The sequence below is a fragment of the Methylobacterium thuringiense genome (assembly GCF_022179645.1).
Classification (GTDB): Bacteria; Pseudomonadota; Alphaproteobacteria; order Rhizobiales; family Beijerinckiaceae; genus Methylobacterium; species Methylobacterium thuringiense.
Map to the genome: position 1 here is coordinate 124415 of NZ_BPRA01000012.1, position 20954 is coordinate 145368.

The 20954-nt window shown below is 66.9% G+C and carries 18 protein-coding genes and 1 tRNA gene; 9 read left to right on the forward strand and 10 right to left on the reverse strand.

The annotated features are described in order from the left end of the window. Positions 1-40: 40 nt before the first annotated feature. Together MFF07_RS14240 and glnA are read right to left on the reverse strand one after the other, a co-directional pair. On the reverse strand, positions 41-619 hold the full coding sequence (locus MFF07_RS14240; protein WP_147814534.1) for an NADPH-dependent FMN reductase: 579 nt from the start codon (positions 617-619) through the stop codon (positions 41-43). Positions 620-739: 120 nt separating this feature from the next. Further along, positions 740-2149: a type I glutamate--ammonia ligase gene (gene glnA / locus MFF07_RS14245; RefSeq protein WP_147814532.1), complete on the reverse strand. Its 1410-nt coding sequence runs from the start codon at positions 2147-2149 to the stop codon at positions 740-742. 492 nt (positions 2150-2641) lie between these two features. On the opposite strand from glnA, the gene MFF07_RS14250 reads away from it, so the two are divergent. Further along, positions 2642-3685, forward strand: coding sequence for a glutamine synthetase beta-grasp domain-containing protein (locus MFF07_RS14250; protein ID WP_147814530.1), 1044 nt, complete (start codon positions 2642-2644; stop codon positions 3683-3685). Between the two features lie 128 nt (positions 3686-3813). On the opposite strand, the gene MFF07_RS14255 is transcribed toward MFF07_RS14250, so the two are convergent. The 3 genes from MFF07_RS14255 to MFF07_RS14265 are packed head-to-tail and all read right to left on the reverse strand — an operon-like array spanning position 3814 to position 5910. After that, the gene (locus MFF07_RS14255; RefSeq protein ID WP_147814528.1) at positions 3814-4743 is read right to left on the reverse strand and encodes a glutaminase; all 930 of its coding nucleotides are present in this window, start codon (positions 4741-4743) and stop codon (positions 3814-3816) included. Between the two features lie 47 nt (positions 4744-4790). After that, a complete protein-coding gene (locus tag MFF07_RS14260; protein ID WP_147814526.1) occupies positions 4791-5570 on the reverse strand; it encodes an isocitrate lyase/PEP mutase family protein in 780 nt (259 codons plus the stop codon). Between the two features lies 1 nt (position 5571). Beyond that, positions 5572-5910 carry a P-II family nitrogen regulator gene (locus MFF07_RS14265; RefSeq protein WP_147814524.1) on the reverse strand — a complete coding sequence of 113 codons (339 nt, stop codon included), beginning with the start codon at positions 5908-5910 and terminating at the stop codon, positions 5572-5574. A gap of 206 nt (positions 5911-6116) precedes the next feature. Here MFF07_RS14265 and MFF07_RS14270 point away from each other — a divergent pair, with 206 nt between their 5' ends. Continuing rightward, a complete protein-coding gene (locus tag MFF07_RS14270; protein ID WP_147814522.1) occupies positions 6117-7637 on the forward strand; it encodes an NAD(P)H-hydrate dehydratase in 1521 nt (506 codons plus the stop codon). Here the strand turns inward: MFF07_RS14270 and MFF07_RS14275 are convergent. After that, positions 7630-9048, reverse strand: coding sequence for a multicopper oxidase family protein (locus tag MFF07_RS14275; RefSeq protein ID WP_238232234.1), 1419 nt, complete (start codon positions 9046-9048; stop codon positions 7630-7632). The two genes, MFF07_RS14270 and MFF07_RS14275, sit on opposite strands and share 8 nt — an antisense overlap. A gap of 171 nt (positions 9049-9219) precedes the next feature. Here MFF07_RS14275 and MFF07_RS14280 point away from each other — a divergent pair. From MFF07_RS14280 to MFF07_RS14305, 6 genes are all read left to right on the forward strand, one after another. After that, positions 9220-9304, forward strand: a tRNA-Leu gene (locus MFF07_RS14280). Between the two features lie 160 nt (positions 9305-9464). Then, positions 9465-10868 carry a trigger factor gene (tig, locus tag MFF07_RS14285; protein ID WP_238232235.1) on the forward strand — a complete coding sequence of 468 codons (1404 nt, stop codon included), beginning with the start codon at positions 9465-9467 and terminating at the stop codon, positions 10866-10868. A gap of 124 nt (positions 10869-10992) precedes the next feature. Continuing rightward, positions 10993-11619 (forward strand): ATP-dependent Clp protease proteolytic subunit, encoded by a 627-nt coding sequence (locus tag MFF07_RS14290; RefSeq protein ID WP_147079266.1) that lies wholly within the window; start codon positions 10993-10995, stop codon positions 11617-11619. Between the two features lie 224 nt (positions 11620-11843). Beyond that, on the forward strand, positions 11844-13115 hold the full coding sequence (gene clpX, locus MFF07_RS14295; protein ID WP_147079264.1) for an ATP-dependent Clp protease ATP-binding subunit ClpX: 1272 nt from the start codon (positions 11844-11846) through the stop codon (positions 13113-13115). A gap of 257 nt (positions 13116-13372) precedes the next feature. Continuing rightward, positions 13373-15796 carry an endopeptidase La gene (lon, locus tag MFF07_RS14300; protein ID WP_238232236.1) on the forward strand — a complete coding sequence of 808 codons (2424 nt, stop codon included), beginning with the start codon at positions 13373-13375 and terminating at the stop codon, positions 15794-15796. Positions 15797-16062: 266 nt separating this feature from the next. Then, positions 16063-16380 (forward strand): porin, encoded by a 318-nt coding sequence (locus MFF07_RS14305; RefSeq protein WP_147814514.1) that lies wholly within the window; start codon positions 16063-16065, stop codon positions 16378-16380. Positions 16381-16384: 4 nt separating this feature from the next. Here MFF07_RS14305 and MFF07_RS14310 read toward each other — a convergent pair whose 3' ends face one another. Genes MFF07_RS14310 through MFF07_RS14320 form a run of 3 tightly spaced genes read right to left on the reverse strand, consistent with a single transcriptional unit; the run spans position 16385 to position 18377 of the window. After that, complete coding sequence (locus tag MFF07_RS14310) at positions 16385-16864, reverse strand: hypothetical protein (protein ID WP_147814512.1); 480 nt, start codon at positions 16862-16864, stop codon at positions 16385-16387. Beyond that, on the reverse strand, positions 16851-17213 hold the full coding sequence (locus MFF07_RS14315) for a rod-binding protein (RefSeq protein WP_147814510.1): 363 nt from the start codon (positions 17211-17213) through the stop codon (positions 16851-16853). The genes MFF07_RS14310 and MFF07_RS14315 overlap by 14 nt, the downstream gene beginning before the upstream one ends. A gap of 24 nt (positions 17214-17237) precedes the next feature. Beyond that, positions 17238-18377, reverse strand: a complete 1140-nt coding sequence (locus tag MFF07_RS14320) for a flagellar basal body P-ring protein FlgI (RefSeq protein WP_147814508.1) — start codon at positions 18375-18377, stop codon at positions 17238-17240. Positions 18378-18621: 244 nt separating this feature from the next. On the opposite strand from MFF07_RS14320, the gene MFF07_RS14325 reads away from it, so the two are divergent. Then, the gene (locus MFF07_RS14325) at positions 18622-19053 is read left to right on the forward strand and encodes a flagellar assembly protein FliX (protein ID WP_147814506.1); all 432 of its coding nucleotides are present in this window, start codon (positions 18622-18624) and stop codon (positions 19051-19053) included. 6 nt (positions 19054-19059) lie between these two features. Here the strand turns inward: MFF07_RS14325 and MFF07_RS14330 are convergent, their stop codons facing one another. Beyond that, positions 19060-20739 carry a sensor histidine kinase gene (locus MFF07_RS14330; RefSeq protein ID WP_147814504.1) on the reverse strand — a complete coding sequence of 560 codons (1680 nt, stop codon included), beginning with the start codon at positions 20737-20739 and terminating at the stop codon, positions 19060-19062. Between the last annotated feature and the right edge of the window lie 215 nt (positions 20740-20954).

Sequence of the window (20954 nt, forward strand, 5' to 3'; positions counted from 1 at the left end):
GTCGGGCCGTGGCAAGTGGGGTGCCACCAGGGCGGCGGCATCAGTACGGCGTGCCCTCGGCGCGCTTCGCCTTCAGTGCCTCGGCATACCAGGCCAGTTCGTCGACGAACTTCTTGGCCGCCTTGCCGAGCCAGTCCTCGGCCGGCTCGCCGGCCTCGCTCAGCGCCTTGTGAATGCGCGGGATCGGCAGCAGGGAGGGAATGCTCGGCGCACCGAGCTCGGCCATCATCGCGCGGAGCTGCATCGCCGCGCGAACGCCGCCGTACTGGCCGGCCGAGTAGCAGACGATGCCCGAGGGCCGCCAAAAGTACTCTTCGAGGAAGTGATCGAGGGTGTTCGAGAGGGCCGGCGGGATCGAGTGGTTGTACTCGGCCGACACGACCACGAAGGCGTCGGCGCGGCGATAGAGCGTCGCGAGGTCCTCGAGGACCTTGGGCGCCTCGCCCTTCGGGTATTCCTTGTACATCCGGTCGAGCAGCGGGAGCTTCAGTTCGGCCGGGTCTACCAGAGGCGCCTCGAAACCACGGGCTTCCAATTGCGCCACGAGAAAGTGCGCCGCGCGGATGCCCAGTCGGTCGGAGCGGACCGAGCCGAGGATGACGGGGACGACGAGGCTCATGGCGGGCTCCGAATTTGGCGACATAGGGGAGGATAGTCTCCCGCCGTCTTTCCGACAGCAGAAACGAAAAAGGGGCCGGATCGCTCCGGCCCCCGATCGTCCCGAAAACTCCGAAGAGTCTCAGAGCGAGTAGTACATCGTGAACTCGACCGGGTGCGGGGTCATCTCGTAGCGCATGACCTCCTGCATCTTCAGCTCGATGAACGAGTCGATCTGGTCGTCCGAGAACACGCCGCCGGCCTTGAGGAAGGCGCGGTCCTTGTCGAGGTTCTGCAGGGCTTCGCGCAGCGAGCCGCACACCGTCGGGATCTTCTTCAGCTCCTTCGGCGGCAGATCGTAGAGGTCCTTGTCCATGGCCGGGCCCGGATCGATCTTGTTGATGATGCCGTCGAGGCCGGCCATCAGCAGGGCCGAGAAGGCAAGGTAGGGGTTCGCCATCGGGTCTGGGAAGCGGACCTCGACGCGCTTGGCCTTCGGGTTCGTCGTCCACGGGATGCGGCAGGAGGCCGAGCGGTTGCGCGCCGAGTAGGCGAGCAGCACGGGAGCCTCGTAGCCCGGCACGAGGCGCTTGTAGGAGTTGGTGGACGGATTGGTGAAGGCGTTGAGCGCCTTGGCGTGCTTGATGATGCCGCCGATGTACCAGAGGCATTCCTGGCTGAGGTCGGCGTACTTGTTGCCGGCGAAGAGCGGCTTGCCGTCCTTCCAGATCGACTGGTGCACGTGCATGCCCGAGCCGTTGTCGCCGTAGACGGGCTTCGGCATGAAGGTCGCGGTCTTGCCGTAGCTCTGGGCCACGTTGTGGATCGCGTACTTGTAGATCTGCATGTGGTCGGCGAGCAGCGTCAGCGTGTCGAACTTCATGCCGAGTTCGTGCTGCGCGGAGGCCACCTCGTGGTGGTGCTTCTCGACCTTGACGCCCATGGACTGCATCGCGGCCAGCATCTCGCCGCGCATGTCCTGCGCCGAATCCTGCGGGGGCACCGGGAAGTAGCCGCCCTTGGTCTGGATACGGTGGCCGAGGTTGCCGCCCTCGTAATCGGTGAAGCCGTTCGACGGCAGCTCGGTCGAATCAAGCTCGAAGCCGGTCTTGTAGGGGTCCGAGCCGAACTTCACGTCGTCGAACACGAAGAACTCGGCCTCGGGGCCGACGAAGATCGTGTCGCCGATGCCGGTCGACTTCAGGAAGGCCTCGGCGAGCTTGGCGGTCGAGCGCGGGTCGCGTGAATAGGGCGCGCCGGTGGAGGGCTCGAGCACGTCGCAGACGATCGACATGGTCGAGGCCGAGAAGAACGGGTCCATGCACGCCGTGACCGGGTCGGGCATCAGCAGCATGTCGGATTCGTTGATCGCCTTCCAACCGGCGATCGAGGAGCCGTCGAACATCGTGCCTTCGGAAAACAGCTCGTCGTCGACGAGCGAGACGTCGAAGGTGACGTGCTGCCACTTGCCCCGCGGATCGGTGAAGCGGAGGTCGACGTATTTGACGTCGTTGTCCTTGATCGCCTTCAGGACTTCGGCTGCGTTCTTCATCGTCGGCGTTCTCCTCGGGCAGGGAGCGTAGGCAAGGGAGCGTGGCCACCCCGTTCGAGGGATCATTCCGTTTCACGGCCGCGTCGGGCGGCCGGTCTCGCCGGAACGTTCGCGACGATGGGGCTCGGACGGGTCCTCGTGTACCAGACGCGCGAGCGTGCCGGACGGACCCTGGTCCCGTGCGCCCTCCCGTCACGCACGTTGGCCGGGGGCACTGATATCCCCCGAGCGCACGCGTTGCCAGACATGCGCACCGGGGATTGTGCCGCTTTTTGAGGCATTCTGCGGGGTAATTCGTTCTATGGCCGGTACCGACCGGAGTAAGCCCGTGCTTTTTCCGGGCACCGGATGCCCGTTCGCGCGCCAGCAAAGCAGCCCGTCGGGCAGAATGCGCTGGCACGCATCATGCAAGCCTGCGCTCGTCGGCAGACGACCCGGTGGCGCCCGGATGTCCTCAGACCGAGCCTGATCGGCGAACGAGAGAATGCAGGGATGACAAAATACAAGCTCGAGTATCTATGGCTCGACGGCTACACGCCGACGCCGAACCTGCGTGGCAAGACGCAGATCAAGGAATTCGACAGCTTCCCGACGCTCGAGCAGCTCCCGATGTGGGGTTTCGACGGCTCGTCGACCAAGCAGGCCGAGGGCGGTAGCTCCGACTGCATGCTGAAGCCCGTGCGCCACTTCCCCGACTCGACGCGCAAGAACGGCATCCTGGTGATGTGCGAAGTGATGATGCCGGACGGCCAGACACCGCACGCCACCAACAAGCGCGCCACCATCATCGACGACGACAACACCTGGTTCGGCTTCGAGCAGGAATACTTCTTCTACAAGGACGGCCGCCCCCTCGGCTTCCCCGCCGCCGGCTACCCGGCCCCGCAGGGTCCGTATTATTGCGGCGCCGGCTACTCGAACGTCGGCTCCCTCGCGCGCCAGATCGTCGAAGAGCATCTCGACCTCTGCCTCGACGCCGGCATCAACCACGAGGGCATCAACGCCGAAGTGGCCAAGGGCCAGTGGGAATTCCAGATCTTCGGCAAGGGCTCCAAAAAGGCTGCCGACGAGATGTGGGTCGCCCGCTACCTGCTGCAGCGCCTCTGCGAGAAGTACGAGATCGACGTCGAGTATCACTGCAAGCCGCTCGGCGACACCGATTGGAACGGCTCGGGCATGCACGCCAACTTCTCGACCGAGCACCTTCGGACGGTCGGCGGCAAAGAGTACTTCGAGAAGCTGATGGCGGCCTTCAAGGACAACATCGCCGACCACATCGCGGTCTACGGCCCCGACAACCACATGCGCCTGACCGGCAAGCACGAGACTGCGGCGATCGACCAGTTCAGCTACGGCATCGCCGACCGCGGCGCCTCGATCCGCGTGCCGCATTCCTTCGCGAACAACGGCTACAAGGGCTACCTGGAAGATCGTCGCCCCAACAGCCAGGGGGACCCCTACCAGATCGCCTCGCAGATCCTGAAGACCATCGCCTCAGTGCAGATGGAAGCTTCGATGAGCGAGGCCGCAGCCTAACTTTTGCGATAAGATCGACGAGCCCGGCGGCGCGGACCAAATGGTTCCGCGCCGCTTTTCGTTTCGGTTATCGATTCCTCACCGTCATTTCGAGGCCACGCAGCGGATCCCGGAATGACGCGGGTCGATCAATCCCCGAAGATCGACCAGCCCATGCGCTTGGTCAGCGTCTCCAGTGCTATCCGCCCGAGATGCGAGTTGCCGGCCGCGTCGAGCCCCGGCGACCACACCGCGATCGAGGCTTTTCCCGGCGCGATGGCGAGAATGCCGCCGCCGACGCCGCTCTTGCCCGGCAGGCCGACCCGGTAGGCGAACTCTCCCGAGCCATCGTAGTGGCCGCAGGTCAGCATGATCGCGTTGATGCGGCGGGCCCGCTCCGGCGAGATCACCAGAAAGCCGGTCGCGGGGTTGCGTCCTTCGTGTGCGAGGTAGCGCCCGGCCATGGCGAGCTGCCGGCACGACATCGCGATGGCGCAGTGGTGAAAATACACGCCGAGGGTGAAGTCCACCGGATTGTCCAACACGCCGTAGGACTTCATGAAATTGGCGAGCGCGACGTTGCGGAAGCCCGTGCGCTTCTCGGAGGCCGCCACGGCCTCGTCGATCGCGATCGTCGGATCTTCGGCCAGTTCGCGCATGAAGCGCAGGATCTCGCCCAGCGCTTCGCGCGGCTGGTGCCCGGACAGGATCACGTCGGTGACGGCGATGGCGCCGGCATTGATGAAGGGATTGCGCGGCACGCCCTTTTCCAGCTCCAGCTGGACGATGGAGTTGAACGGGTTGCCGGAGGGCTCACGGCCGACCCGCCGCCAGAGCCTGTCGCCGACCATGCCGAGCGCCAGGGTCAGCGTGAACACCTTGGTGATGCTCTGCGCCGAAAACAGCGTTTCGCAATCGCCGGCGGCTGCGATTTGGCCGGCATTGTCGATCACGGCGATGCCGAAGGCTTGTCGGTCGGCGCGGGCGAGTTCGGGAATGTAGGTGGCGACGTCGCCGCGATCCGGCCGCTGCCGCATCTCCTCGGCGATCTCGCTCACGACGTCGTTGAGGTTCGGCAGGAGAAGACTCGCGGTCGGGTTTCGAGGGAGAGCGAACCGAAGGGTGATCAGGTGCCCGTGAAGCTCGCGGGCGGCAATGCGCCGTCCTCCAGCAGCATCCGTGCCGCAGCGTCGAAGCCGGCCCAGGCGGCGAAGGCGAGGCGGCTGCCGGTGCTGATCCGGCGCACGCCGAGCGCAGCGAGGTCGGCCACGCGCATCGACGGGGCGGTCAGCAGCACGTTGACGGATCTCGGCGCGACGGCCTGCACGATGGCGCGGATGCCGTCCGGGTCCGAAAAACCGGGTGCGTAGAGGCAGTCGGCGCCCGCCTCGGCATAGGCGACAAGCCGGTCTATGGTCGGCCCGAGGTCCTTCCGACCGACCAGGAAACTCTCGCTGCGGCCGACGAGGATCGTCTGTGGGTCGACGGCGTCGATCGCTGTCCGGGCCGCTGCGATACGCTCGACGGCCAGCGTGGTGTCGTAGAGGTCGTCGCCGGCGCGATCCTCGATCGAGAGCCCGGCGACACCCGTCTCCATCGCCAGCGCGACGTTCGCGGCCACGCTCTCGGGATCGTCCGCAAAGCCGGATTCGTAATCGGCGTTCACGGGCAGGTCGGTTGCGGCGCAGAGCGTGCAGAGGTGGTCGAGCACCGCGTCACGGGTCACGGCCCTGTCGTCGAGGCCCGTGCTCCAAGCCAAGCCTGCGCTGGTCGAAGCGAGCGCAGGAAAGCCGAGCTCTTCGAGCCGCCTGAGACTACCGACATCCCAAGGGTTCGGAAGGACAAAACAGCCCTGCGCGTGCAAGGCCCGAAAGGCGCGGCGCGCGGCTGTCGCCCGGCCACCCATCTCAGATCGCGTCCGGCCCCGTCTCGCCGGTGCGGATGCGAATGGCTTCCTCGATCGTCGACACGAAGATCTTGCCGTCGCCGATGCGGCCGGTCTGAGCAGACTTGCGGATCGCCTCCACGGCAGCCTCGACCTGCGCGTCCCCGAGCACGATCTCGAGTTTCACCTTGGGCAGGAAGTCGACGACGTATTCCGCGCCGCGATACAGCTCGGTGTGACCCTTCTGGCGACCGAAGCCCTTGGCCTCGATCACGGTGATGCCTTGAAGCCCCACGTCCTGCAGAGCTTCCTTCACCTCATCGAGCTTGAACGGCTTGATGATCGCTTCGATCTTCTTCATTCGGTGGCGCCTGATCTGCGCTTTCGCGAGGATATGGATTCCTAGCACCGCCTCCCGAAGACCGCCACGGGGTTTTGCCGGGAGCCTCGGGCAAACTGCATAAGCGTTGAGCAGATTCTGCGCATTATCTGGGCGATTTGCTCGCAATGGCCCATTCCGCAGGCAAGGCTTGAGCGATGCGCGAGCATGAACCGGAGACGCTACCGATGACGACCAACCGTCTGATCACCGTCGCGGCGATGAGGCGGGTCGACGAGACCGCCATCGCGGGCGGTGTGCCGGGCTACGCGCTGATGCAGGCTGCCGGGGCGGCAGTGGCCGATCGCGTTCGCACCCGGGTGCCGGCGGGCGGGCGAGTCTTGATCCTGTGCGGCCCCGGAAACAACGGCGGCGACGGTTTCGTCGCGGGAAGGCTGCTCTCCGATGGCGGCCTTCCCGTCGTGCTGCGTCTGCTGGGCGACATTTCCGCTCTTTCCGGCGACGCCGCGCTCGCAGCCGCCGATTGGACGCGTGCCGGGCATGCTGTCGAGGCCGCAGGAGCTGCCGGCGATTTCAGCGGCTTCGACGTGATCGTCGATGCGATCTTCGGTGCCGGGCTGACGCGGGACATCGACGGTGAGGCGCGGGCGCTGATCGAGGCGATCGGCCGGTCCGACACGCCGGTGGTCGCGGTCGACGTGCCGAGCGGCCTCGACGGCGACAGCGGCGAGATCCGGGGTGTCGCGGTCTCGGCGGTGGAGACGGTGACGTTCGTGGCGCTCAAGCCCGGCCATCTGCTCCAGCCGGGGCGCTCGCTCTGCGGGACGCTGCATGTCGTGGATATCGGCGCGGGCGAAGCGGCGCTGAAGGCCGGCCTTGCCGCAGATGGGGCGCCGGCATTCCGCAATGGGCCGGATCTCTGGAATCCTGCATTTCCGCGTCCCTACGCGGAGGGCCACAAGTACACCCGCGGCCACGCCCTCGTCCTGTCGGGCCCGGCTTTCAAGACCGGCGCGGCGCGGCTTGCCGCCCGCGGGGCGCTGCGCGTGGGCGCCGGATTGGTCACGGTGGTCTCGCCGAGCGGCGCGATGGCCGAGAACGCCGCCCACCTCACCGCGATCATGCTGCGCGCCTGCGACAGTCCCGACGACCTCGACGACATCCTCACCGACGAGCGCCTCGACACGGTGCTGCTCGGCCCCGGCCTCGGAATCGGCGAGGCCACCCGCGACCTCGTCGCCGTGGCAGCCTCGGCGGGCCGCAAGCTCGTCCTCGACGCCGACGCGCTGACGAGCTTCAAGGGTCAGGCCCCTTTGCTCGCCGACCATCTCGGCCAGGGCGGGTCGCAGGCCGTGCTGACCCCGCACGAGGGCGAGTTCGCCCGGCTCTTCGCCAACACCGACGCCGTCGCCGAGGGCCTGAGCAAGCTCGAACGCACCCGGCGCGCCGCGGCGGTCGTCGGCGGCATCGTGGTGCTCAAGGGCGCCGACACCGTGATCGCCGCGCCCGACGGCCGGGCCGCGATCAACGACCACGGCACGCCCTATCTCGGCACCGCCGGCTCCGGCGACGTACTCGGCGGACTGATCGCCGGACTGCTGGCACAGGGCATGGACCCGTTCGAAGCCTCCTGCGCCGGAGTCTGGCTGCACGGCGATGCCGGACTCCGGCATGGGCCGGGGCTGATCGCGGAGGACATTTCGGAGTTGATGCCGGCGGTGTTGGCCGGGGTGCTGGCGCTCAGCTGACTTCGAAACTCGTCCAAAGCCCCGTATCGAACCGCTCAAGCACCGTGGAGCTGATCAGCCAGCGGCCGGGATTGTCGGCGAGGAAGGCGATGCGGGCGAGCTTTCCGTCGAGCAATTGGAAGGTGTCGAGCCAGTAGGGCTCCCAGCCGTCGTCGAGGGGATGGAGCAGGCGGAAGGCGTGGCCGTGCACGTGGAGCGTCTGCAGGAACGATGTGTCGTTGCGCACCGTCAGCACCACGACCTGACTGCGCTTCACGCTGAAGGCGGGGGCGGCACTCGCCGCGCCGCTGACGCCGTTGACCTGCCAGATCCGGGTCGGGTCGCCGGTATAGGCCGGCTCGACGCCGGGCTTGTCCTTGTCGACCTTGGCGCCGCCCGTCAGGATCAGGTCGCGGCGAAATGCGTTCTGCAGACGCACCTCGGCCGGCAGCAGCGTATTGTTGCCGATCCCCTTGATCTCCGGGCGCTTCTGCGTGAGCGGCGTACCCCTGGTCGTGATCGTCGCGAGTGCCAGGCCGCTGCCGATCAGCGCGTTGATCGTCACCGTGCCGCCGGCCTCGGCCGGCATGTCGACGAGCAGATCGTAACGGGTACCCGGCGCGAAGGGCAGCGTCGCGCGAAGGGGTTCGAACGTGTCGGTGGGCTGGCCGTCGACGGCCACGACGTAGGCCTTGGCGCCGTCGAAGCGGATGCGGGTCGTGCGCGCGTTGCAGGCATTGGCGATGCGCAGCCGCAGACGGCTGCCGGGCGGCACCTCGACGGCGTCGGGAATCGGCTTCCCGTTGAGGGTGACGAGATTGCCGAGCCGGCCCGAGGCTGCGGCGAAGGCGACCTGACCAAAGGGTAGCGGCTGGCCGTCGTCGTCGAGGCGCACGTCCTGCAGCAGGAAGCTCAGGTCGCGATCGACAGGCGGCGGCGTCTTCTCCTCGACGACGAGCATGCCCGAAAGCCCGCGGCCGGACGGCTCGCTCGATCCGCCGACGACCAGTGGCCGGATCACCGAGGTCCCGGCATCCGGGGGCGTGAAGGCGTAGGTGAAGGTCGCGCCCGGCGCGATCGGCGGCTGCGTCACCCCGCCGACCCCGTCCATGGCGTTCTGGTTGCGCACGCCGTGCCAGTGCAGGGAGAGCGGTTTTTCGGTCTTGTTTTCGAGTTTCAGGCGCACCGCCTCGCCGTGCTTGATCCGCAGCACCGGCGGAACCGACTTGCCGTCGAAGCACCAGATCGGGGTCTCCTGCGCCGGCTCAGGCTTCAGACGCGCCTTACCCGGGGCGGTGGTCCAGGTCGTCTCCGCCTGTGCAGCGCTCGGGTTGCTCTGGGAAAAGGCCGGACGCGGCGCCCAGGCGAAGGCGGCGACGCCTCCGAGGAGAGCGCGTCGGGAGGGTCCTGACCGGGCTTCGCGTGGCGGCATGGCACTCGGATTGTTTGTGGCGAAGCGGAACGCTCGGGCCGTTTCTTAGCGGCGGGCGGACCCAACCGCCACCGGTCCGCCTGGGACTGTAAGTTTTTTGCTGCGGCCCGGAATGCCCGTGTTATAGAGCCGCCCCTGTGCGGCCGGACGTGTGCCTCCTCGCAGGTGCCCGCGGGCGTGGCGGAATTGGTAGACGCGCTGGTTTTAGGTACCAGTGTCGCAAGACGTGGGGGTTCGAGCCCCTCCGCCCGCACCAGTCCAGCCGCCGTGACCGCCGAGGGGCCTGGGATGGGCTGCCCCGCGGTCGCGTCGAGACGGCCCCCGACCCCCCGGATCGGTCCGTCGCCCCGCCACGGGCTTGCCCGCGGCGGACGAAGCCATTGCGTACGAATTTCAGAGAAGCGGACGAGACGACGATGCAGGTGACCGAGACGACTTCCGAAGGGCTGAAGCGCGAGTTTCAGGTGCTGCTGCCCGCGAGCGAGCTCGAGGATCGCCTGAACACCGAGCTCTCGAACATCAAGGGCAAGGCCCAGCTCAAGGGCTTCCGTCCCGGCAAGGTGCCGGTGGCGCATCTGCGCAAGGTCTACGGCAAGTCCGTGATGGCCGACGTGCTGCAGAACGCCGTCAACGAGGCGAACCAGAAGATCGTCGCCGACAACAGCCTCAAGCTGGCACTCGAGCCGCAGATCGAATTCCCGAAGGACGAAGAGCAGAACATCGTCGAGCGCGCCCTCGACGCCAAGGCCGACCTCGCCTTCAAGATCAAGCTCGAAGTGCTCCCAACCTTCGACCTCGTCGACCTCTCCGGCGTCACGCTGACGAAGCCCGTCCTGAAGCCCTCCGACGAGGAGGTGCAGGAGGCGCTGGACCGCATGGCCAAGCAGAACCGCGACTTCTCCGCCAAGGACGAGGGTGCCGAGGCTGCGACCGGCGACAAGGTCACCATCGATTTCGTCGGCCGGATCGACGGTGTCGAGTTCGAGGGCGGCAAGGGTGAAGACGTCGAGCTGGAGCTCGGTTCGAACAGCTTCATCCCCGGCTTCGAGGACGAGCTCGTCGGCGCCAAGGCCGGCGACAGCCGTGTCGTCAAGACCGCCTTCCCCGAGGGCTACCAAGCCGAGCAGCTTGCCGGCAAGGATGCCGAGTTCGATGTCACCGTGAAGTCCATCCAGGCCCCGGGCGAGGTCGTGATCGACGACGAACTCGCCAAGCGCTTCGGCATGGACGACCTCGAGAAGCTGAAAGAGGCTGTCAGCAAGGCCATCGGCACCGACTACGAGGCACAGTCGCGCCGCAAGCTCAAGAAGGCGCTCCTCGACGCCCTCGACGAGAAGTACGCCTTCGAGCTGCCTCCGAGCCTCGTGACCCAGGAATTCGCCAGCGTCTGGGCCCAGGTCGAGCAGGACCTGAAGACTCGCGAAAAGACCTTTGAGGACGAGGGCACGACCGAGGAAAAGGCCACCGCCGAGTACAAGACCATCGCCGAGCGGCGGGTGCGTCTCGGACTGGTGCTTGCGCAGGTCGGCGAGACGGCCGATATCAAGATCTCCGACGAAGAGGTCAACCAGGCCCTGTTCGCCCGGGTGCGTCAGTTCCCCGGCCAGGAAAAGGTGGTCTACGACTTCTATCGCAACAATCCGCAGGCGCTCGCCGAGCTTCGCGCGCCGCTGTTCGAGGAGAAGGTCGTCGACCACGTCCTCGGTCAGGTCACGCTCGTTGAAGAGCCCGTTTCCAAGGAGACGCTCTTCGCCGACGACGACGAGGAAGCCGCGCCTGCCGAGACGAACGAGGCGGCGGCCGAGAAGGCTGCCGGCTAAGGCCCGCACCCGGGTTCAGGGAAGCGGGCCCGATCAGGCGGTGTTAAGTACCGCCGTAGTTGGCTTGTAACACCGGCTTCGGGGCGATTCGTCCCGGCCGGTCCCCGACCCAGAGGGCGTGACGATGAGAGATCCGGTCGACTATTTTCAGAGCAACCTCGTCCCGATGGTGGTCGAGCAGTCGAGCCGCGGCGAGCGTGCCTTCGACATCTATTCGCGCTTGCTGCGCGAGCGCATCATCTTCCTCACCGGCCCGGTCGAGGATTACGGCGCATCGCTGATCGTCGCGCAGCTGCTGTTCCTCGAAGCCGAGAACCCGAAGAAGGAAATCTCCTTCTACATCAACTCGCCCGGCGGCGTGGTGACCTCGGGCCTCTCCATCTACGACACCATGCAGTTCATCCGCTGCCCGGTGACGACGCTGTGCACGGGTCAGGCGGCCTCGATGGGTTCGCTGCTGCTCTGCGCCGGTGAGCCCGGCCAGCGCTTCTCGCTGCCGAACGCCCGCATCATGGTCCACCAACCCTCTGGCGGGTTCCAGGGCCAAGCCACCGACATCCTGATCCATGCCCGCGAGATCGAGGCCCTGAAGCGGCGCCTCAACGAGATCTACGTGAAGCACACCGGCCGCGACTACGAGACCATCGAGAAGGGCCTCGAGCGCGACAACTTCATGACCGCCGACGCCGCTAAGGAGTTCGGCATCATCGACGACATCCTGCACAAGCGGCCGGAGCCTGCAGCGGCATGATTTGCGGCCGGCGAAGCCGGCAGCGGCCCGATGCGTCGTTTTGGCGACAGATCGGGAAAGTCCGCAGGTTGATCCGGAAGCGGCAGCATGATTGCATCGGGGTTCTGATCCCTTCGGCCCCGATGCAGGCCCCGAGGTGACTGTTTCTTTAGGCAGATACCTTTAACTATGAGCGATGCGCGTTCGTCCCTTGCCGGCGACGCGCTCGCGGAGCGGAGACGGACATGAGCAAGACTGGCGGCAACGACTCGAAGAGCACGCTGTACTGCTCGTTTTGCGGCAAGAGCCAGCACGAGGTCCGCAAGCTGATCGCGGGCCCGACGGTGTTCATCTGCGACGAGTGCGTCGAACTGTGTATGGACATCATCCGCGAGGAGTCGAAATCCTCGCTCGTGAAGTCGCGCGACGGCGTCCCGACCCCGAAGGAAATCCGCCGGGTCCTCGATGACTACGTCATCGGCCAGGACTACGCGAAGAAGGTCCTCTCGGTCGCAGTCCACAACCACTATAAGCGCCTCGCCCACGCGACGAAGCACTCGGACGTCGAGCTGGCGAAGTCCAACATCATGCTGATCGGGCCGACGGGCTCGGGCAAGACGCTGCTCGCGCAGACGCTCGCCCGCATCCTCGACGTGCCGTTCACGATGGCGGATGCCACGACGCTCACCGAGGCCGGCTACGTCGGCGAGGACGTCGAGAACATCATCCTCAAGCTGCTCCAGGCTTCCGACTACAATGTCGAGCGGGCGCAGCGCGGCATCGTCTACATCGACGAGATCGACAAGATCTCCCGCAAGTCGGACAACCCCTCGATCACCCGCGACGTCTCGGGCGAGGGCGTGCAGCAGGCGCTCCTGAAGATCATGGAGGGCACCGTCGCCTCCGTGCCTCCGCAGGGCGGCCGCAAGCACCCGCAGCAGGAGTTCCTGCAGGTCGACACGACGAACATCCTGTTCATCTGCGGCGGCGCCTTCGCGGGGCTGGAGCGGATCATCTCCCAGCGCGGCAAGGGCACCTCGATCGGCTTCGGCGCGACCGTGCAGGCCCCTGACGACCGCCGCACCGGCGAGGTGTTCCGGTCCGTCGAGCCCGAGGATCTTTTGAAGTTCGGCCTCATCCCCGAGTTCGTCGGCCGTCTGCCCGTCCTGGCGACGCTCGAGGATCTCGACGAGACCGCGCTGAAGCGCATCCTGCAGGAGCCGAAGAACGCCCTGGTGAAGCAATACGCCCGTCTCTTCGAGATGGAGAACGTCGAGCTGACCTTCCAGGACGAGGCGCTCTCCATGGTCGCCCGCAAGGCGATCGAGCGGAAGACCGGCGCCCGCGGGTTGCGCTCCATTCTGGAGACGATCCTGCTGGAGACGATGTACGATCTGCCGGGCCTGGAATCGGTCGAGCAGGTGGTGATCGGACCGGAGGTCGTGGAGGGCAAGTCGCGGCCGCTCTACATCCACGGCGACCGCAACAAGGAAGCGCCGGCCAGCGTCAGCGCGTGAGACATCCGGGCCGTGCCGCAACAGCGGCATGGCCCGTTCGCTGCGGCGAAAGTGAAACTTGAAAGCGGTGGCGGCGAGCGCCACCTGAACGACAGCGCAGTGGCCGCACGCTCCCATTTCGAGGTGCGGTGCCGCGTCGCCAGCCGCACACGTTCGATCCGATCTCCGACCATACGCGGCCCGGTCGGCCCGTGGCAGGATGCTTGCTCGTCGAGAGGAGCGAATGCCCGGCGTCAGAGCACAAGGGAAGCCACCTTATGACCCAGTCGAAATCGCGCCAGCCGGTCGTCCCAGGTTCGACGGGCTCCTACGCCGTCTTGCCCCTGCGCGACATCGTCGTATTCCCGCATATGATCGTGCCGCTGTTCGTCGGACGCGAGAAGTCGATCTGCGCCCTCGAAGAGGCCGTCCGCACCGATCGGCACATCCTGCTCGCCACGCAGATCAACGCCGGTGACGACGATCCGTCGACGGACCAGATCTACACGATCGGTACGCTGGCTTCCGTGCTGCAGCTGCTGAAGCTGCCCGACGGCACCGTGAAGGTGCTGGTCGAGGGTGCCGGCCGCGCCAAGATCGAGGCTTTCACCCGTTCGGACGAGTATTACGAGGCGACCGCGGAGACGCTCACCGACGAACTCGGCGACCGGGTCGAGGCCGAGGCGCTGGCACGCTCGGTGATCTCCGAGTTCGAGAACTATGTGAAGCTCAACAAGAAGATCTCGCCCGAGGTCGTCTCCGCCGTCACGCAGATCGACGAGCCCTCGAAGCTCGCCGACACGGTCGGCTCGCATCTCGCGGTCAAGATCGCCGACAAGCAGGCGATCCTGGAGATCCCCACGGTGGCGCAGCGCCTCGAGCGTGTGCTGTCGCTGATGGAGAGCGAGATCTCCGTGCTCCAGGTGGAGAAGCGCATCCGGACCCGCGTGAAGCGGCAGATGGAGAAGACCCAGCGCGAGTACTACCTCAACGAGCAGATGAAGGCCATCCAGAAGGAGCTCGGCGACGGCGAGGACGGCCGCGACGAACTGGCCGAGCTCGAGGAGAAGATCGAGAAGACCAAGCTCTCGAAGGAAGCCCGCGAGAAGGCCACCGGCGAGTTGAAGAAGCTGCGCCAGATGTCGCCGATGTCCGCCGAGGCGACCGTCGTGCGCAACTATCTCGACTGGATGCTCGGCATCCCGTGGAACAAGCGCTCGAAGATCAAGAAAGATCTGCTCGGCGCGCAGGCCATGCTCGACGACGATCATTTCGGCCTGGAGAAGGTCAAGGACCGCATCGTCGAGTACCTCGCCGTGCAGCAGCGCGCGAACAAACTGACCGGCCCGATCCTCTGCCTGGTCGGCCCCCCCGGCGTCGGCAAGACCTCGCTCGGCAAGTCCATCGCCAAGGCGACGGGCCGCGAGTTCGTGCGCATGTCGCTCGGCGGCGTGCGGGACGAGGCCGAAATCCGCGGTCACCGCAGGACCTATATCGGCTCGATGCCGGGCAAGGTCGTACAGTCGATGCGCAAGGCCAAGACCTCGAACCCTCTCATCCTGCTCGACGAGATCGACAAGATGGGCATGGATTTCCGCGGTGATCCGTCGGCGGCCCTGCTGGAGGTCCTCGACCCCGAGCAGAACGCGACCTTCAACGACCACTATCTGGAAGTCGATTACGACCTCTCGAACGTGATGTTCGTGACGACGGCGAACACGCTGAACATCCCTGCGCCCCTGATGGACCGCATGGAGATCATCCGGATCGCCGGCTACACCGAGGACGAGAAGGCCGAGATCGCGCGCCGCCACCTGATCCCGAACACGCTCAAGAAGCATGGTCTGGACGTCAAGGAGTGGTCGATCACGAACGATGGCCTGATGATGCTCATCCGCCGCTACACCCGCGAGGCGGGCGTGCGGAATCTCGAGCGTGAGATCTCCAACCTCGCCCGCAAGGCGGTGAAGGAGATCTTGATCAACAAGGTCAAGACCGTCGAGGGCACACCGGAGACCCTGCCGGAATTCCTCGGCCCGCCGAAGTTCCGCTACGGCGAGATCGACGCGGACGATCAGGTCGGTGTCGTCACCGGCCTGGCCTGGACAGAGGTCGGCGGCGAGTTGCTGACGATTGAAGGTGTCATGATGCCCGGCAAGGGCAAGATGACGGTCACCGGCAACCTGCGCGACGTGATGAAGGAGTCGATTTCCGCGGCGGCGAGCTACGTCCGCTCGCGGGCCGTCGATTTCGGCATCGAACCGCCGTTGTTCGAGCGCCGGGACATCCACGTCCACGTTCCCGAGGGTGCGACCCCGAAGGACGGTCCGTCGGCCGGCATTGCCATGGCGACAGCGATCATCTCGACGCTCACCGGCATCCCGGTGCGCCGCGACGTCGCCATGACCGGTGAGGTTACGCTGCGCGGCCGCATCCTGCCGATCGGCGGCTTGAAGGAGAAGCTGCTGGCTGCGCTCCGCGGCGGCATCAAGACGGTGATGATCCCGGAAGAAAACGCCAAGGACCTCGTCGAGGTGCCCGACAGCGTGAAGAACGGCATGGACATCATCCCCGTCGCGCGCATGGAGCAGGTCCTGATCCACGCCCTGGTCCGCCAGCCCAAGGCGATCGAGTGGGACGAGCCGCTGCCCCCGGTGAAGAAGCCGGGCCAGGAAGACGGCGCAGCGGTGGTCGCCCACTGAGGCGATCACTTGAGGCCTGAAACGACAAGAACCTCCGGGGGTCCACCCTCGGAGGTTCTTTTTTGTGTGCTGACGGGGTGATGCGGGTCCGAGCTGGAGCAGGCTGCAAAAAAGTGGCAACGGTTTTTCGTGCGAAGCCTGCTCCAGACTTTTGAACCGATCACGCTGCGTTTTGATCGGTTCGATCAAAACGCAGCGTGATCTAGGCCGGACGGCGTGGATGGCCTAGCTTTGACGCTCGCTCGGTGTTCGACAGGATCCGCGCCATGGCACGTCTCTTCTATCTCTGCCCACTCGCCATGCTCCTGGCGACCGCGCCGGCGCTCGCCGTCGAGCGGGGCCCGCTGCCTTCGGAAGGCGCGTTGGAGGCCTGTCCGGAGCAGGGCGCCGGCTTCGGCCGGATCCCCGGCACAACCACCTGCATCCGCATTTCCGGCCGGGTCGCAGTCGGCACCGATGCCGGCGCGCGGATACGCGCGCCATCGACGGCAGCGAGCCATGGCCGGCTCTCGATCGACACCCGCAGCGAGACCGATGCCGGCCCGCTGCGCACGTTCGTACGGGTCGACGCCGGACGCCGCTGACCAGTCACAGGCTCCGCGACAGCACCAGCGGCGCCCGTCCGGCGTTGCGGCCGTAGGGGGAGGGGGCAGCCGACGGCCGGCCGTAGACGGTCGAGGTGCTGGCCTTGCCGAGTTCGTCGGCGAGCGTCCGTATCAGCCCTTCGGAAACGGTGCGGGCCGTGGCGAGCACGGTCTGGTTCATCTCGACCACGGCAGTGAAGCGGCGATGGGCGGCCTTTAGGGTCTCGATGCCCGAAGGCGCGAAGCGGGCCAGGGCGATGGCGTTGGCCTTGGCCGCCTCCAGGCCGTTCAGGTAGGCGGAGGCGAGTTCGGCCTTGCGCGGCCCCTCGACCATCGCTTCGCGGATGCGCCCGGCACGGACACCGTCGCTCTCGCTCGCAAGCACAGCGTCGAGGTCGCGCATCGTCGCCATCAATCCGGCGACGAAGGCGTCAGCGGAAGCCTTGTCGAGGATGCGGACGGCGCGTGGATCAGGCGCCTGCACTGCGGGCCTCCTGCATCTTCATCATCTCGGAATAGACTTGGCTGGCGATGCCGACGCCGCCGCTCTTCACGATGGAGCCGGCATATTCCTTGGTCAGCATCGAGCGCCAGACGCCGCCACCGGTGCCGTTCTCGCCGAGCGGACCTTCGGTGCCGCTCGACTGCGTGATCGATTCCAGGCTGTTCTCGAGGAACATCGACTCGAAGTCGTTTGCGGTCTTGTGCGCCTTCGCGGAGGCCGCCGCCTTGGCGGTGTCCATGGTGTCGGTGTCGGTCTTGGCGAGCGCGCCGGCCAGCGCCTTTCCGACGCCAACGGCCGCGGAGGCCGCGAAGGTTGCCAGGGGAAGCATGATCAGGCCCTCACTTCTTCAGGATCACATGAGTTCGATGTCGGCCTGGAGCGCGCCGGCGCTCTTGATGGCCTGGAGAATCGAGATCAGGTCGCGCGGTCCGACGCCGAGCGCGTTGAGGCCGTCGACGAGTTCGCGCAGCGTCACACCCTCCTTGACCAGCGCGAGCTTGTTGCCGTCGCCGGTATCGACCTTCACGGCGGTGCGCGGCACCACCACGGTCTGACCGTTCGAGAGCGGAGCCGGCTGGCTCACCTGCGGCTGCTCGGTGATCGTCACCGTCAGGTTGCCCTGGGCGATCGCCACGGTGGAGACGCGCACGTCGCGGCCCATCACGATGATGCCGGAGCGCTCGTCGACGATCACGCGGGCGGTCTGGTCGGGCTCGACCTTGAGCTGCTCCACCTCGGTGATGAGGCGGATCATGTTGCCGTGATACTTCGCCGGGATCTGCAGCGTGACGGTGGCCGGGTCCGTCGGCTCGGCCGTATCGGAGCCCATGAAATCGTTGATCACCGAGGCAATGCGCTTCGAGGTGGTGAAGTCGGGGTTGCGCAACGAGAGACGCAGTGTGCGGGCGTCGTTAAGCTTGAATGCGACCTCGCGCTCGATCATCGCGCCGTTGGAGATGCGGCCGTTAGTCGGCACGCCACGGGTGATCTTGGCGGACTCGCCCTCGGCCGAGAACCCGGCGATGGCCACCGACCCTTGTGCCAGCGCATAGACCTCGCCGTCGGCGCCGAGCAGCGGTGTCACCAGCAGCGTGCCGCCCTGCAGCGACTTGGCGTCGCCGAGCGAGGACACGGTGACGTCGATGCGGTTGCCCTGCGTGCCGAAGGGCGGGAGGCTCGCGGTCACCATCACCGCGGCGAGGTTCTGGGTGCGCATGGTGGCGCCCCGCGTGTTGACGCCGAGCCGCTCCAGCATCGCCTGCAGCGATTGCTTGGTGAAGGGGATGTTGTTGAGCGTGTCGCCGGTACCGTTAAGGCCGACGACGATGCCGTAGCCGACGAGTTGGTTCTGCCGCACGCCTTCGATCGAGGCGAGATCCTTCACCCGCGACAGCGCCGAGGCCGTGCCGGTGGCCGACAGCCACAGGCCGAGCCCCAGCGCCAGGAGCGCCAGGAGGGGGAAGGAGCTGAGCCGGACGGGACGCGGGGTCATGAGGGACTCGATGAATGTCGAGACCCATGTTGCGAGCGCCGTGCCATGTTTCGGATTTATTCAAAGCGTTGAAATCTATGATATTTCACGATTTCATTGACTGGCGGCGCCGGGCCGGCAACCCGTCCGTTCCTGCCGGCCCGGCAGCTTCTGCCGGGCAGTTTACCGGTGGTTAACCATGACGGCCGGAAGACTAAACGGGTCGAACCCTCCGGGGTTTCCGTTCCCACCCGCGGCCAGGATCATGCGCGTCGAGCACCGCTTCGCCACCGTCGCCGCCGGCCCGGCCTCCGCCGGGCGCCGGGCCGAGGGAGCACGGGCCTTCTCGCTCGCGGAGAGCGCGCAGGTGACCCGCCCGGGCACGGCCGCCACGGCGCAAACGGGCATGCTCGCCGGCCTCGACGCCATCCTCACGCTCCAGGGCAACCAGGATGCGCCGCAGGAGCGCCGTCGCCGCTCGGTGAAGCGCGGGCACGACCTCCTCGACGGCCTCGACCGCCTCAAGGCGGCGATCCTGGGAGGCCGCGTCGCGACGCACGAATTGCAGGCGATCGCGGGACGCCTGTCCGAGCATGCCGAATCGAGCGGCGACCCCCGCCTCGACGGCCTCGTCGCCGACATCGAACTGCGTGCCGCCGTGGAGCTCGCCAAGCTCGAAGCCCTGCGCGGCGTCTGACGCCGGTCAGCTTCCGAGAAGCGCCTCCAGCGTGCAGGTCAGGCCCTCGGGCGCATAGTCCGTCTCGACCGAACCACCCGAAAGCCCGCGCTCGATCAGCCGCGATCCGAACCCCCTTCGCGATGGCGGCGCGACCGTGGGGCCGCCGCGCTCGGTCCAGCTCAGGCGGAAGGTGACGTCCTCGCCGGTGCCGACGACGGACCAGACCACCGAGACATGACCGCTCGCATGCGAGAGCGACCCGTACTTCGCGGCGTTCGTCGCCAACTCGTGCAGGATCAGCGAGAGCGACAGCGCGATGGACGGATCGACATGCATCGACGGCCCGTCGATCGCGAAGCGCCCTTGCCCGTCGGCATGGAGGGCCAGGGCGCCGCGCACCACGTCGGCCACTTCGGCGCTCTCGCGGCGGCCGGCGAGCAGGATGTCGTGCGCCTTGCCGAGCGCGATCAGGCGCGGGACGAGATCCTCGCGCGCCGTGTCGAGATCGGAGGCGTTGCGGAGGGTCTGCGTCGCGATCGACTGCACCATCGCGAGCGTGTTCTTGAGCCGATGGCTCAATTCGCCGTTGAGCCAGCGCTGCTGCTCCTCGGCGCGCGCCTGGGCGACGGCCGCCTGGGTCCGGTCCGCGACCGTGCGCACGAAGGCGACCTCCTCCTGCGTCCAGTCATGCGCCCGATCGTAATGCACGAAGGCGACCGCCGCGAGCCGGCCGCGCTCGACGATCGGTACGTTGACGAGCACGCGGATGCCGAGGCCGATCAGCGCGTCCGACATCCCCCGCGTCCGCGGATCGTCGGTCACGTCGGCGACGATCACGGTCTCGCCGCGCTTCAGGTCGTCGATGAACGAGCCGTAGTCGCGGAAGCGGTGCAGGCCGGTGATGCTGGCGGTGCCGGGCCTGCGCCAGTCCGGCTGCATCGTCACGGTCTCGCGGGCATGGTCGACGAGGCCGTAGCCGGCTCGCGTCGCGCCGAGCGCCCGGGCCATGACCTCGGCCGCCGCGTAGGCGATCTCTCCGATTTCGTCGAGGTCGCGCAGACGGTCGCCGAGCTCGACCAGGGCGTCCTTGCGCTGCTCGGCGGCCTTCCGCTCGGTGATGTCGATGGCGATGCCGGGATAGCGGGAGGGCCTGCCCTGCGCATCGTGGTAGCAGCGGCCGCGGGCATAGATCCACGTCACGGTGCCGTCGCGCCCCAGCAGGCGATACTCCTCGCGGAACTCCCCGGCCGTGGCGATGGCCGCCTCGATCCGCTTGCCGACGAAGGCTCTGTCGTCCGGGTGGATGCCGTCGATGAACTCCAGGATCGGCGCGCCCGAGGCCGCGATGGCGGGGTCGACGCCGTACATCCGCGCGAAGGTCTCGCCTGCGTAGACGCGATCCTGCACGATGTCCCAGTCCCACCAGCCGAGCGACCCGGAGGCCTCGACGGCGAAGGCGAGGCGCTCCTCGCTCAGCGCCAGGGCGGCACGGCTGACCCGCAGTTCGGCCTCGAGATCGCCGGAGGCCCCGATCTCCGAGACGGCGCCCGCGAGATCGAGCTGGTAGTCACGGTCGGCCGCCTGCATCTGCCGCTGCACGAGCCGCCGGGAATCGAGGCCCGCATCCCGCAACAGTGCGCGCAGGCGCGTGTTCTCCGCAGCAAGCTCTTCGGCAGACAGAGGTTTATGGCTTGGTTCGGTCACGTGCCGCTCGTCTGGAGGCTTTCGAGCTTAGCCGGAAAGGGCTGTCCGGACAACGAGATGGGAAGTGTACGGGCAAGACCGCATCGCCGCAGCGCGGATGGAGGGCGCGGCCGAGGCCGACGCGGATTCAGCGCTTCGTTGACGGTGCCGTGCCGATCCCCGACAAGACGCCCGCGTGAGGGGGCGAACGCAAGCGACGCGCCCTGGATAGCGCA